Annotated in this window: 10 protein-coding genes; all 10 read right to left on the bottom strand. The window is 43.4% G+C overall.

Going from position 1 to position 14,429, the window contains the following annotated elements:
* Positions 1-77: 77 nt before the first annotated feature.
* Positions 78-1,145: a FecR family protein gene (locus tag BacF7301_RS08710; RefSeq protein ID WP_167962010.1), complete on the bottom strand. Its 1,068-nt coding sequence runs from the start codon at positions 1,143-1,145 to the stop codon at positions 78-80.
* Positions 1,146-1,221: 76 nt separating this feature from the next.
* Positions 1,222-1,779 carry an RNA polymerase sigma factor gene (locus BacF7301_RS08705; RefSeq protein WP_167962008.1) on the bottom strand — a complete coding sequence of 186 codons (558 nt, stop codon included), beginning with the start codon at positions 1,777-1,779 and terminating at the stop codon, positions 1,222-1,224.
* 291 nt (positions 1,780-2,070) lie between these two features.
* On the bottom strand, positions 2,071-3,063 hold the full coding sequence (gene tsf / locus BacF7301_RS08700) for a translation elongation factor Ts (RefSeq protein ID WP_167962006.1): 993 nt from the start codon (positions 3,061-3,063) through the stop codon (positions 2,071-2,073).
* A gap of 121 nt (positions 3,064-3,184) precedes the next feature.
* Positions 3,185-4,021 (bottom strand): 30S ribosomal protein S2, encoded by an 837-nt coding sequence (gene rpsB / locus BacF7301_RS08695; RefSeq protein ID WP_167962004.1) that lies wholly within the window; start codon positions 4,019-4,021, stop codon positions 3,185-3,187.
* 120 nt (positions 4,022-4,141) lie between these two features.
* Positions 4,142-4,528 (bottom strand): 30S ribosomal protein S9, encoded by a 387-nt coding sequence (gene rpsI / locus BacF7301_RS08690; protein WP_167962002.1) that lies wholly within the window; start codon positions 4,526-4,528, stop codon positions 4,142-4,144.
* A gap of 6 nt (positions 4,529-4,534) precedes the next feature.
* Complete coding sequence (rplM, locus tag BacF7301_RS08685; RefSeq protein ID WP_167962000.1) at positions 4,535-4,996, bottom strand: 50S ribosomal protein L13; 462 nt, start codon at positions 4,994-4,996, stop codon at positions 4,535-4,537.
* Between the two features lie 203 nt (positions 4,997-5,199).
* Positions 5,200-6,894, bottom strand: a complete 1,695-nt coding sequence (locus BacF7301_RS08680; protein ID WP_167961998.1) for a RagB/SusD family nutrient uptake outer membrane protein — start codon at positions 6,892-6,894, stop codon at positions 5,200-5,202.
* 21 nt (positions 6,895-6,915) lie between these two features.
* Positions 6,916-10,128, bottom strand: a complete 3,213-nt coding sequence (locus tag BacF7301_RS08675) for a SusC/RagA family TonB-linked outer membrane protein (RefSeq protein ID WP_167961996.1) — start codon at positions 10,126-10,128, stop codon at positions 6,916-6,918.
* A gap of 44 nt (positions 10,129-10,172) precedes the next feature.
* A complete protein-coding gene (locus BacF7301_RS08670) occupies positions 10,173-12,725 on the bottom strand; it encodes a DUF4962 domain-containing protein (protein WP_167961994.1) in 2,553 nt (850 codons plus the stop codon).
* Positions 12,726-12,857: 132 nt separating this feature from the next.
* A complete protein-coding gene (locus BacF7301_RS08665; RefSeq protein WP_167961992.1) occupies positions 12,858-14,414 on the bottom strand; it encodes a DUF6562 domain-containing protein in 1,557 nt (518 codons plus the stop codon).
* Positions 14,415-14,429 lie beyond the last annotated feature (15 nt).

The raw sequence follows: 14,429 nt of genomic DNA, 5'->3' as shown, positions 1-14,429 counted from the left end.
ATTATCCGGATTTTTTGTTTTTCATACTTTCTATTCCATAGGCTTTTTCTTTTTAAGGGTTAAACATCTTTATTGCATCATTTAGGGGAAACGTAAAAAATGCTATCTCGCTCCTCCACTACAATTGGAGCTGTAAGAGATATGAAACGAATAATTTCCTGAATGCCTTCATTCAAATCTATTTTCCCACAAAGTGGTTCAACGGGCATTTTACCAGTTAGTATTATTTCCCGGTCAAAGTACCTTTCCAACTTTTTGAAAACATCACCCAACAATTCATTTTTCAGAATAAAAACCCCTTTAGTCCAACTAATATATTCTTCTGCATTCACTCGCTCTTTTCCTAGAATTACTCCATTTCTAATTGAAGCCAATTCATTAGGAACCAAATTCATTTTGTCCCCATGCTCACCTTTTACATTTACTATTCCGCGTAACAAAACAACTGAAGATTTTACATCATCTTTATAAGCATGTACATTAAAAGCCGTACCAAGCACTTCAATATCAAAATGTGAAGTCTTCACAATAAAAGGTGCTGATTCATTACGTTTTACGTCTAAAAACACTTCTCCTTCTATATAAATCTCCCGCTTATCTTTTTTAAAATGAGATGGATACACTACCCGGGAACCGGCATTTATATCAAGCCTAGTCCCATCTGCCAACAACAGGCTACTATGCCTGCCTTTGGGAACTATAATTTGATTATACACATTTTCTTCATTTTTTTCTTCCTTCTCTTTCTGCCGCACTATTGTTTTATTTACAGAAATAGTGCCCTGCGAAGTATATGATACAGTCGCCCCATTTTCAATCGTCAACCGTTCATTATTACCTCCGGATAATACTATCTCATTTTCTTCAGATACTACTGTTGGCAATAAAGCAACTTGAGCCTTTATATCCGGCTCTTCATTGGAATAATAATAACCCAGCCCTACAAATAGCAATATTACAGCGGCTGTAGAAAATGACCATTTCAGATAATATATTATGCGACGACGTTTATTCTCTTTAATATTCCGTTCAATGCATTGCCACAATTCATCCTCAAGCCCGGCAGGAGCCGTTGCCTCCCGTCTTTTCAAATAATGCAGCAATAAACTGCCAACAGAACGGATATGTGTATTTCTTTTATCCATATGATTAGTTTGCTATTAGTATGACTGAAAAAGAAGAAATTACTCCTCACTTTTCTTATTAAAAATAAGCTTTATCTTACTTTTCTAATAAAGAGGATAGTTTGGATATAGCACGAGCTATTAAATTCATTGCCGAATGGGGAGTTATATGCAATATTTCTGCTATTTCCGCCCAAGAAAAGTCTTTTATAAAACGTAGATAAACGGCATTCTTCTGATTAGCAGACAAACGTGAGAAAGCTTTGCGCAAACGCTTACCGATTAACAAGTCTTCGTCCCCCCTGGCAAATAAGCCCTCCAGTTCTTCATCCTCTATGCTCAATTCAAAATCAACGTCCTCAATAGAAAGATCAACTATGACAGAATGTATTTTATCATAGATACAATTTCTCAATATCCTGAACAGATATGCCTTCACAAAATGAGGAGAAGAAGCCTTATTATTATAGATTTTCACAAAAAGATCCTGAATACAATCCTTTACCAAATCTTCATTGGCACAAATAGACTTACCATAATTGAATAGTGATGAGAAATAACGTCGATACAATACTTCAAGAGCTATTCCATCACCTGTAGATAAATAACCCCATAAAACTGGATCAGTCATATTATGATATTCACATCTGTTCATTCAAATAAAATTTTGGCTTTGAATTCTATCACTATCTTTTCGAAATAATATATCACATGATAATTCATCAACTTATATAGCTTTATTTTCATCTAAAAGAAAAATAGTATAATACAAGTCAGATTCCTATTCTTAACTTACTTATTGTATCAGCGTGTGCAAAAATAATCGTTTATTTTATTTTTCCGCATATATTTTCAGAAATTACAATCCAACTTATCTATTGTAAAAACAAAAAGCCGTTTCGAAATAAATTCGAAACGGCTCCTATATTCTCTGTCGTCAGACTGATTATTCAGCTTTCAAAGTGAAACGCTTGAAATCAACAATCTTCAATTCAGGGTCAGCAGCAGCCAACACTTCTCTTACAGTCTTCTTACCGTCCATGATATCTTCCTGGTTCAATAAGCAAACTTCTTTCAAGAACTTGCCCAGACGACCTTTAGCAATGTTCTGAATCATTTGTTCAGGCAAGTGAGCAGCCTTTTCAGCAGAAACAGTAGCAATGATTTCTTTTGCTTTAGCTACATCTTCAGCTGTAATCCAGCCTTTAGCCATGTTGCTTTCCATGTGTTCTTCGCTGTCCACATGAGCCGGGTTGATGTCAGCTTTCTTCAAAGCAGCTTCTACAGCTTTCTGTACCTGTTCAGCTTTTGTCTTCTCAATAGCAACTTCGATTTCTTTCTGTTTTACTTCTTCAGAAACGCCATCTTCATCAATTGCAATCGGGTTCATGGCAGCAACCTGCATAGCTATTTGCTTAGCCAACTGCTCGTTAACTTCCTTGTTGAAAGCAACAATAGTGCAAAGGCCATTTCTGTTCATGTGGTTGTAAACAGCAGTGTATGCACCTTCTACAGTCATGTAACCGTCAAGTTCCATTTTCTCACCAGTGATACCGCTACGGTCAGTCACTGCATCCTGTACAGTACCGTTACCCATCGGCAATGCTTTCACTTCGTCCAAAGTAGCGCATTTGTTAGCCACGGCAAGGTCAAGAATATCCTGAGTCAGTTTCACGAAATCAGCATTCTGAGCCACAAAGTCAGTTTCACACTTCAAAGCAACGATAACGGCGCGGTCACCGGTAGTTTTAGCCAAAACGCAACCTTCAGAAGCTTCACGTTCCGAACGCTTAGCAGCAACAGCTTGTCCTTTCTTACGGATAATTTCCATTGCCTTGTCGAAATCGCCTTCTGCTTCAGTCAACGCGTTTTTGCAATCCATCATACCAGCTCCGGTCATTTTGCGCAGCTTGGTAATATCAGCCATACTTACAGCCATAATAATTTCCTTTTATTTTAATGAATAATAATTTTCGAAACAAAAAATGTGCCAATCTGCCAATCAAAATGCAAGTGTATAATCACACCCTTGCACATTAGCAAATTGGCACATTAATATATTAAGCCTCTTCGTCTTCCTTGATGAAAGCAGCAGCCTTAGCTGCGTTGATAGCTTCTTCGTCAGACTTGTCGAGTCTAGCTTTTACTGATTTCTTCTTACCTTTGTTGGCAGGAGTTTCACCAGCAGCTTCCATGTCGATCTTTTCAGCTTTTCTTTCTTCCAAACCTTCGATCATTGCAGCGCAGCAAGCATCGAGGATCACTTCTACTGATTTAGTAGCGTCATCGTTAGCAGGAATTACGAAATCAACGTTTGAAGGATCAGAGTTAGTATCAACGATACCGAATACTGGAATACCCAAACGGTTAGCTTCACGAACTGCGATATTTTCTTTCATTACGTCGATAACGAACAATGCAGACGGCAGACGAGTCAGGTCAGCGATAGAGCCCAAAGTCTTGTCCAATTTTGCACGTTGACGTGAAATCTGAAGAACTTCTCTCTTGGAAAGGTTAGCATAAGTACCATCGTTAGTCAATTTATCGATAGTAGCCATTTTCTTCACAGCCTTACGGATAGTCGGGAAGTTGGTCAACATACCACCCGGCCAGCGTTCGATTACATAAGGCATATTAACAGATTGAGCTTTCTCAGCTACAACTTGTTTAGCTTGTTTTTTAGTAGCAACAAAAAGAACTTTCTTGCCAGATTTGGCAATCTGTTTCAAAGCTTCAGCAGCTTCGTCTACTTTTGCAACAGTTTTGTGGAGGTCAATGATGTGAATACCATTGCGTTCCATGAAAATATAAGGAGCCATTGCAGGGTTCCACTTTCTCTTAAGGTGTCCGAAGTGGCATCCGGCTTCCAATAATGTATCAAAATTTGTTCTTGACATCTTGTTTTTCTTTAAATCGTTTACTTTCTTTTTTGTTTTTTCTAAACCAACCGCCGGGTAGTCTATGAATAGAGTCCCAGTAGTTTAGATACTAAACATATTCCTCGGTCAGGCAGCCCATTAACGCTTGCTGAACTGGAATCTTCTACGAGCTTTCGGCTGTCCCGGTTTCTTACGTTCAACAGAACGAGGGTCACGAGTCATGAAGCCTTCTGCACGAAGAGCAACTTTATCTTCAGCGTTCATCTTAACCAGTGCACGGGCAATTGCCAAACGCAAAGCCTGAGACTGACCTGTGAAACCACCACCACACAAGTTTACTTTGATGTCATACTTTTCAGCAACATCCAACTTGTTCAATGGTTGTTTTACAACATACTGAAGAATAGTTGATGGAAAGTACTCTGCAAGGTCTCTCTTGTTGATAGTAATCTTTCCTGTACCTTCGCTTACGAATATGCGTGCAATTGCACGTTTACGTCTGCCTAATGCATTTACTACTTCCATTATATCTTATTTATATAAGTTAATATCAATCATTTTCGGGTTCTGTGCAGCTTGTTTGTGTTCGCTACCAGCGTAAACATACAAGTTTTCCAGCAATCTTGCTCCCAAGATATTCTTAGGAAGCATGCCCTTCACTACTTTTTTCAGTAATCTCTCTTCGCCGTTCGGTTTAGCAATCAAACGGGCAGGAGTCATCTCTCTCTGACCACCAGGGTAGCCTGTATATGACAAATAAACTCTGTCATTCCACTTGTTACCAGTCAGTTTTACTTTGTCTGCATTGATGATGATAACGTTATCACCGCAGTCTACGTGAGGAGTAAAGTTTGGTTTGTACTTTCCTCTCAACAATTTTGCAACTTTTGCTCCCAGACGACCTAATGTCTGGTCTGTAGCGTCAACAATAACCCATTCTTTGGTTACAGTTGCTTTGTTGGCAGAAATGGTCTTGTAACTTAAAGTATCCACTCTAATTTTGTTTTTTAAATGTTACTACTAAAAATTTTCTTCACCACTCATTAGTCTTCCCCGGACAAAGGACTACTAACTTGCTATGAATTAATCTCTTATCATTTTGTGATAATAATCGGCTTGCAAAAGTACGGCTTTTCTTTGAATTGGCAAACTATTTCTGTATATTTTTCCGGTTGCCTATTCTATTGAAGGTCTTGCTAATACCCGTTATTATTCATTCCATTGAGTTTCGGATTACTTTGTATTTCCTTCAGAGGGATAGGGAAAAGCTCATGTTTGCCTTCTATAAAATTACGGTAAGCGGGATAAGGTTTGTTCTCTTTCTGATTCACGGAACTGACTTCACCAAACAGTTTCAGCGCCTTTCCCAACACTCCCCAACGTATCAGGTCGTATTTGCGTTGTCCTTCAAAAGCCAGTTCAAGACCACGTTCCCAGTAGAGAGCCGTACGGAACTTTCCTTCGGGGGTAGAGTCGTCGATGAAAGTCAAGTTATGCGTTTTTTTCCGTGCGCTCATCATTTCTTCATAATTCGCTTCTGTAATAGAAGTGGCTTCGGAACGTGTACGCACGCTATTCAACAGATTCCAAGCTTTCTGACGGTCGGTTCCTGTTTCATTGTATGCTTCGGCAGCCATTAATACGACATCGGCATAGCGTAAAGGACAATAATTCACATCGGCGTAATTGATGTTCTTGTTCCATGAATCTTTCGGCATCCATTCCCTGCGCCATTTTCCGACGTACCAGCTTCCGGCACTTCTTTCTTCTTTTACATGTTCCTTTATAGTGCCATTCCAAGTGTAGCGATAGGTACAAATCGCTATGTCACGACGCTTATCTTTCTCTTCAAAGAAGTTGCGCCATTCGGGAACAACGATAAAGAAACCATTGGCACGTCCCATATACTGATTTGCTTCAGACGCGGAGATTCCGGTAGGTTCCGCCACCTGCGGACCGTTATAAATCCCCCATGCTCCACCGTTGCGACGTCCCTGTGAATGATAGAAAGCAATTTCCCAAAGGCTCTCTTTCGTATTCAACACGCCTTGCGAGAAACTTTTGAAGAGCGCTTCATAGCCGCCGTCATAAAAGTCATGGTATCCTTTATCTTCAAAAGCTTCCCATTCTTTTATCACTGCATCGAAGTATTGTTTCCGCTTGCTATCGTCCGGACGTTCCAACTGCCCGTTTGAGTGAAGGCTATATCCGGCACGTTGCAGATACACACGCATCAGCAATGCACGGGCTGCTCCCTGCGTCACCCGTTCGGGAGTGGAAGAAGCGGTTGCCCAATCCAGATTGTTCTTGGCAAAAGTAAGGTCGGTTATAATTTCATCGTAAATCGTTTCCCGGTCTACACGTTCACCGAAAGCAGATTCATAGGATGAGGAATAAGCGGTTTTGAAAGGGACATCTCCCCAGCCTTTCACCAAGTCGAATGCAAGGAAGGCACGCAGGAAACGGGCTTCGGCTTCCAGTGCTTTCAGACGGGTATTGTCACTGTATCCCATCATGCCGCTGATACCGTCGATAGTCAGGTTGGCACGGTCGATTCCTTCATATTTCAGTTTCCAGATGCTTTCAATCCATGTATTTGTGGAGTTGAGCTGGTAGTGCGCGATGTCGTGCACCTGGTTGTCAGACTGTGTACGGGCGGTATAATAGGTATCGTCAGATGCCGGAGCAGCCATTTCGTACCAACCGTAATGGTTAAAATCCGACAGTGAGCCGTATATCCCCATGACTGCCATTTCCGCTTTTTCTTCCGAATCGAAATAGCGGTCGCGGTCATACTTTGAATTGGGTTCTTCTGTCAGCAAGTCCTCGCAAGAGGTAAGTCCTGTCAGTAATAAAGCGGATGCGATATATAATAGATGTATCTTTTTCATGATTGCTATGTATTAAAAGAATTAGAAAGCTACGTTTAGACCAAAAATGAAAGAACGGCTGAGGGGATATGCTCCAAAGTCAACACCGGGTGTCAGCCCGCTTTTCATTGTAGAGACTTCCGGGTCGAAACCTGTATATTTTGTCCACGTTAACAAGTTATTGCCCGTAGCATACAGGCGCAGGTTCTTCAATCCTACTCTCGCAATCAGGTGTTTCGGGAATGTATATCCCACAGTCACATTACTCAGTTTTAAATAGGAAGCGTCTTCTACTGCCCAAGAGTGGATATAATTGTCTCCTTGCTGCGCATCATGATAGGCGGCTACCGTTTTGCCGGCGTTCAAAGCAGCCAGTTCTCCGGGGTCTGTTACTTTCTGCCCTGCGGAGTTGATGGTCATCCAGCGGTTGGAGCTGTTCATTACGTCTAATGCATTATAGTTCTGGCTGCCTATTTTACTGGTAACCAGTTTGGTGGCGTTCAACACCTCATTGCCATAACTGAAAGTAAGGAATACGCTCAAGTCAAATCCTTTGTAAGTAAAGGAGTTGTTCAGACCGCCGTAGAATTTCGGTTGGGCGTTGCCGATAATCGTTTTATCATTTTCATCAATGATATCATCCCCTTCGGTCAAGTTTCTGAACTTCCACATTCCCGGCTGAATCCGCCCTCTATCCCCATGATAAGGCACACCGTCTTTCAGTGTATAAGTTTGGGTGGAAGCGTCGTAATTGAAATCATCCACCTGATACAAGCCATCCGTAATGTAGCCATAGAATTGTCCCAACGGTTCTCCGACAGCAATACGGTGTGTGTTTTGGTTAAAGCCGAACTTGGCTTCGTAGAGTTGTACCGCCTCACCGGTCAATGCTCTCACGGAATTCTTGTTGTGCGACAACGTAAGCGTAGTGTTCCAACTGAATTTCTTTGTAGAGAAGTTCACTGTATTCACAGTCAGTTCCACTCCCACATTCTTCGTTTCGCCGGCGTTAATCAACATAGTCTGATAACCGGAAGAATAAGGCAATTGGGCATTCAACAGCAGATTACTACTCCTATTAATATAGAATTCGGGCGAGATAGTGATACGTTGGCTCAGAAAGCCCAAATCTACGCCCATATTAAATGTCTTGTTCGCTTCCCATTTCAAGTCGGGATTCGGTATCTGCTTGGAAGCATAACCGGGGGTGAGTTTATCCCCCATAGCTGTGGCAATGGAAGACATCAGGGCAAGGCTGTTGTAGCTACCGATGCGGTTGTTACCTGCCAGACCGTATCCGATACGGAATTTCAAGTCGGAAAAGAGATTCAATCTTTTTATAAAATCCTCTTCGCTCACACGCCAGGCGGCCGATACGGCGGGAAAGTATCCCCATTTGTTGTTCTTGCCGAATTTGGAAGAGCCGTCCGCGCGGAAAGTGGCGGAGAACAAATATTTGTCGGTGAAATCGTAGTTGAGACGGGCGAAGAAAGAAAGCAGGTTGTCGTCAAAATTTTCGTCGGATGAAGCAACGGACGGAGTTCCCAGGCTCATATCACCTAGAATAAATTCATCGGTAGGCAGTCCGCTCACACCGGATTCAAGAACACGTGTCCAACGTTTCACGAATTCCTGTCCCAGTTGCACGACTACTTTATGTTTCTTCTGAAAGCGCTTGTCGTAAGTCAGGACGTTGGACGTTTGGAAACTTCCGGTTTCCGTATTTCGGATAGAGCCGTAGATACCGCTACGTCTTCCCATAATAGACTGGTCGCCATAGAAAAGTTCGCGTCGGTATAGCTGGTAACGCATACCCGTATTATTCCGGAAAGTCAGTCCTTTCATTATTTTAAAGGTCAAGCCGCCATTGGCTTGCAAGGTACGTGTTTCCTTGTTGTCCTTTTCTTCGGCAGCAGCTATCAACGGATTCTGCATTACGTTACCGTCCGCATCGCTCAATACGGGGTCTTCTCCTGCCAATAGTTCATCATCACTTCCACGAATACCGATGGTAGGACGGTATTGCAGTATCTGCACCATTTTATTGAACTTAGCGTCCACATTGCTGCCGCCTTCGTTCGTTCCGTTTCCGGCAACACCTGCGCCATATACTTTCAGGTAATCGAAGTTGATACGTCCTGTGACGGAAAGACGCTTGTTCACTTCGCTCCTTACACTAAGCGAGATATTGTGTTTGTCGCTTCCGCTATATACCATGGCGCCTTCGTCCTTGAAGTAGCCGTAAGACATATTATAGTTCAGTTTATCATTACCGCCGTTTACGCCTACCCGGTAGTTCTGTGTGACGGTGGTGCGTCCCATAGTACGGTCCAGCCAATCTATACCCTCACGGTTAGCATAATTCTCGTGCAAATCGACAAAGCCGCCGTAACGGGTTTGCCATGCCCGCATACTTTCTGCGGGGTCGGTGGCGTCACCTAATGTTCTTTCATAATCCGCCAGTACGAATTCTTCCACACTCAGTACATTCAGACGTTTGGCAAGCGTACGTACTCCCACATACGAATCGAAAGTAAGCGTCGCCTTTCCTTCACTTTTCGCACCGCTTTTGGTAGTGATTACCACTACCCCGTTCGCTCCGCGGGCACCATAGATGGCTGTTGCCGAAGCGTCTTTCAAGACATCAATGCTCTCAATATCAGCGGGGTCGAGACTGGACATGCCGTCTTCCGTTGGGAATCCGTCGATAATATAAAGCGGTTCGTTGCTCTGTGTTATTGATATACCCCCACGTACACGTACTGACATGGCAGCTCCCGGTTGTCCGTCTGTCTGTATAATCTGTACACCTGCCATACGTCCCGCAAGAGCTTGGGTGACATCGGACGAAGGGACTTTGAGCAAATCATCGCTTCTGACGGAAGCTACGGAGCCGGTCAGGTCTTTACGTTTCACTGTGGCATAACCGATAGCCACCACTTCGTCCAGCAGTACCGAAGCCGCTTTCATAGTCACATCAATCTGCTTCCTTCCTTTCACGGGCACTTCCATGTTTTCCAGACCGATAAAAGAAAAGACCAGTACATCTTTAGACGGGTCGCTGACGGTAATGGTGTATTTACCGTTGATGTCGGTGATTGTACCTGTGTTTTGTTTGCCTTTCACAGTTACATTTCCCCCAATCACTTCCAAGCCCTCGTTGTCCACCACCTTTCCGGTGACAGTCAGACTTTGGGCGTGTATGCCGGATATACCGACAAGCAGAAATAAAATACTAATAATCTTACTTTTCATGATATTCTATTCTTTATTTATATTCATTATAGTTCACTGTTTTGTCACCGGCTTATCGCCCGGGTAGATACAGGTGTCCGGTCGGTCATCTCTGTTACTTGCCAAGTGCCGTTCACCTCGTCATAAAGTAAGGAAGAACCGGTGTACTGACGGGGATAAGAGGTTCCGTTCAATGTAGGGTTATCTGTTCCATAGCTGAATACAGCCGGTTCCGTACGATGAGTAACCGTGAGCTTCGAGGATTTGGAAGCATCAAGAACAGCTTCAATCGTCCAGTCGCCTACACTGAAAGTATCCCCATCACGGTGGATAGCAGACACAGATTCTTTCGTATCACCTACCTGAATGACAGCCAGAAAGCGAGTGGCGAAACTACCGTCCACCCGTGCAGTGAGATGCCATTGATTCGGATAGTCTGCTCCAGTAGTCGCGGGTGGTACTGCGAAGCGGTTTGTTTGGGACAAGGCAAAAACGTGCCCGCCAAAAAGTTGAGTTACAGCGACAAAGCCTTTGGCACTATTATTGGTAGACAATGTTTTTTTCACAGCATCAATTCCAAATTCCGTAGGACTATGCAATAACCATTCCCAACGAACAGCTTCCGAAGCTTCCAACTCGTCGTACACCAGTACCGTAGAAGGATGAAGCATTAATATATGCCTGCGATATTTAGTCAATGGTGTGGTACCGAAACCATTTTCTGGCGTTTGTGTAATACCTGCCTGCTCGAAGTAGCCTATCCACATGGGGTCATTACTAATCCCCCTGTAAGCATGCGAAGCGTCACCCAGACAATAGCTGATATGCTGTCCAGTCATAGCACGCATCACATTACCGTAGCCTTCGGTGGAATAAGGTTGTCCTATGCCGTTCACCAACAGGGTATTGTGTGCCCGGGTATGGCGGTAGGACATCAAGTTATGCGCATCACTGAAGTTTTGATAATAGCCCGTGCTACGATAGACATCTACTCCTTTATACAGCAAGTTAAAAGCATTCTGACTGGCAGTGGTGTGACTGCCCGAACCGAATGTACTGGAACGGAACGAGAGCGCAAGGTCTTTTTCCGTATCTTCCGGATGACTGTGCATAGCTACTTCGCCTGCATCTTTATACCATACCATTTTTGCTGCGTCCGCAGGGAAAGCAGTATTATAGTTCTGGTCGGTACACATACGGTAAAGACGTAATTCATAGTCCCGGCGCAACAAATCCCGACATTCTCCGGCATACCATGCGGCATAAGAATCGCCAGTTTCACAAGACAGGTAATCGGCAAAAGCGGCAATCAGGCGATTAGGCTCAGTGCCTTTTTCGCTGTTATCACCAAAGCCGTTAGTTTTTGAGCCCGGCGGACAAGTATAGACCATCGAACGTCCTGCATTCCGATACCACGGATGCAGCAGGAAATTCTGACGGGTGATGTATGAAAATAAAGCAGGCATATAGGCTAAAGTCAAGATATTGGCACTAAAGTAGCCTGTGCCATTGTGCCACATACCGTCACGATTGAAGCCGGAAGCAGGGGCACGGGCTGTCCATAGTTCATAATAATATTCCAGCATCGGCAGCACTTCGGAAGAATAAGCAGGTTTGTCATAGAGCGACAAAGCTACTTGAAAAAGGATACGCATATTCTGCTGCCAAAAATGATTGTCGAAGAGATGATTTTCCTGAAAGCCACAATTCACCTTATAATAATAGCGTGCCACACGCATCATCAGTTCTTCGGCTGAGGTACGGTCGGAAGCTGATAAGTCATCATAAAGCAGGTCATAAGCTGCTACGAGACACCAGGCGATATTGCTGGCGGTAAAGTTGGATGCGAAAAGCTGTTTGTCGGCAGGCGGAGCGACAATCAAGGCTTCGAGAAGCTGACGCAACTTTTCAACATGTTTTTTTTCTTGAGTCAGGTGATAAGCCTGATAGAGATAAGTGGTGTGTTGCCGAAGTTCTTCGGCACGGCTATACAAGTCGGGCATTGTCGTATAATCGACGTTCAATGCGAGAGTTGCACGGTTTTGCAATTCCTTGTATTCAGGGTGTGAAGCTACACGATTACGAGCTTCTTCGATACGGTCGTCGAGAAAACAGTAAATACGGGGATGCAGACGGGGAGCGTTTTCTAAGAATGTCTTAAAAGTGGGTGTTACAAATTCCGGCGTATCATTCTTTACTTCAAAGCGATAGGCCTGACTCCATTCACCGGGCATATTTCCATTAATATTAGTAGAGCGGAAACGCCAGAACCATGTGCCGGTATCCAAGCGGCGGTGAGGATTATACATACACCATTCCTGCGGTTCGGTGACCAATGTTTCGGAACTGCTGAAATCTTCGGTACGCGAGAGGGAGAATTGCAGTCTTTCGCCTGTCTTCATCGTTTGAGGAACAATAAGAGGAGCAGGATTCAGATACAGTTCATTATCTGCTTTAGGATAAGGCTGTGTCCGTATCTTATCCTGATAAGCATCGGGAGTTGCGGCGGGCGTCTCGGGCTGCGAACCGTCCGGTTCGGGCAACGGGTCGGATGAACAGCCGATGAACAACTGTACAACTAACAAAAGGTAAACCGACAGGCGAAATGAGGTGTGCATATTATCTTCTTTTCGAGGTATAAGATTAGGGTTCTATTGTCAAAAGTTCCAATGGAGAAGAAAGTAAGAAAGTGGAATGGGGGTATCCCACTTTCTTAACACTTCTATTGAGTAAGGTCGAGTGTTCAATGACTATTTGAAGATTGTAATCATGGGGCGGCAAAGAGCTGATTGAGTACCAGTTCCTGTTACAGTTATACCGGCAGCTTGCGCATTAGTTACAATATTATTAACAACATTGATACGAACGCCAGATATATTACCACCATTATTGATAGTACTGGAAGCATAGTTCACCGTAGCAATAGGGTCTCTATCAAACATCTTACCAATCACAAATTCAAATTCAGGCAAATTTCTAAAATCCTCGCTACCAGTAGCCGAGGTTTCTCCTATTGTAAACAATGTATTCATAAATGCGTTCAATTGTGCCAATGTAGGAATATACCATGCACTTAGATTTTCACTGCCAAGAATATGTTCTCCCACCCATTTGTCATAAGCCGTTTTGAAAGCAACGTCTCCAATACCTGTAAGTAAAGTCTCCGTAGTTTGCGTTCCGTTGGTCATACTTGCCGCTGTTTCAACCAAGTTTGTCAATGCACCATTAGGATTAAGAGCTTGGCGACCAGCCGCCACATTCTCAATCGCTACCGCATATCCTGCAATCGTCTTTCCTTGAAGTGTAGTAGGATAATTAGCCGGAACATCACTACCGATAGCTTCCATCGCGAAAACGATACCAACAGCATCCGCTGCATCACGCACAACTTTACCTTCCGCATTGATATAACTGCCGACTTTCATTTCCAAAGCTTCATAATCGGGGTCTACTTCTACATCAACATCATAGTTACCATCACCAATTTCAAATTTCGCCAAAATCTGCATATTGACATCTAAAGGCAATGCGTTAGCACGTATTGTTATCGTTTTTTCATATCCGCCACTCAATGCCATACTAACTTCTCCGGCAAAATTCGTCACATCTGTAGGAGCAAAGAAGAAATTAGAGAACCAAGCTCCACTTGCCGAATTAAAACTTGTATTCGTATAAGTCACAGGAGCAGTAGCACTGCATTTACCTTCCAAAATATCATATCCGCTCAAAGCATTGTATTTCACTTCCAATTTGGTTGCAGATGCCGCTACTGCCGGATTCTTCGGCTGCACACTAATATTAGCAAACGGACGCTTCAATGTCACGCTGGCATTACCGATAGTTTCCAACTTTCCGCAGAAAGCATCGCAAGCTGCCATTAACGCAGCATTAGTCATATCGAATGACGCAGTGTTATATCCTACTGCTCTCAAATCGGCTGTATCATATACTTTACCGGCAGCACCCGCTGTCGGAACATATTCAGCCCAAAACAAGGCTTTCGCAACATTCTTCTGTTCATCTACTGAAATTGTGAAGGATACTTTTCCGTCATTAACCTGTTTGGTATCCTGCGCACCTACCGTATTGCCTTCCGCATCCAGTAATTGCATGATACACTGCATCGTATAGCCATCAGGTATAGTGACACCCGCACGGCTGAGAGGATTATTGACAGGAGCCTGCACAGCGATAGTAACAGGAGCTTTGATTTCATTTCCATTGTCCGAAACGATTTCTTCTTGTCCGCATGATGTGAAAAGCACTGCGCACAAAGTCATTAGCGAATAAAATAAGTTCTTTTTCATGATTGTAATTTTTAT

It is taken from the genome of Bacteroides faecium (assembly GCF_012113595.1).
GTDB lineage: Bacteria > Bacteroidota > Bacteroidia > Bacteroidales > Bacteroidaceae > Bacteroides > Bacteroides faecium.
This window is presented reverse-complemented; position numbering and strand designations above follow the sequence as displayed.

Bases quoted from the DNA above. Each gene is read 5' to 3' on its own strand.
- rpsI (WP_167962002.1), bottom strand. From the start codon at position 4,528: ATGGAAGTAGTAAATGCATTAGGCAGACGTAAACGTGCAATTGCACGC.
- BacF7301_RS08680 (WP_167961998.1), bottom strand. From the start codon at position 6,894: ATGAAAAAGATACATCTATTATATATCGCATCCGCTTTATTACTGACA.
- BacF7301_RS08705 (WP_167962008.1), bottom strand. From the start codon at position 1,779: ATGAACAGATGTGAATATCATAATATGACTGATCCAGTTTTATGGGGT.
- rpsB (WP_167962004.1), bottom strand. From the start codon at position 4,021: ATGTCAAGAACAAATTTTGATACATTATTGGAAGCCGGATGCCACTTC.
- BacF7301_RS08675 (WP_167961996.1), bottom strand. From the start codon at position 10,128: ATGAAAAGTAAGATTATTAGTATTTTATTTCTGCTTGTCGGTATATCC.
- BacF7301_RS08710 (WP_167962010.1), bottom strand. From the start codon at position 1,145: ATGGATAAAAGAAATACACATATCCGTTCTGTTGGCAGTTTATTGCTG.
- BacF7301_RS08670 (WP_167961994.1), bottom strand. From the start codon at position 12,725: ATGCACACCTCATTTCGCCTGTCGGTTTACCTTTTGTTAGTTGTACAG.
- BacF7301_RS08665 (WP_167961992.1), bottom strand. From the start codon at position 14,414: ATGAAAAAGAACTTATTTTATTCGCTAATGACTTTGTGCGCAGTGCTT.
- tsf (WP_167962006.1), bottom strand. From the start codon at position 3,063: ATGGCTGTAAGTATGGCTGATATTACCAAGCTGCGCAAAATGACCGGA.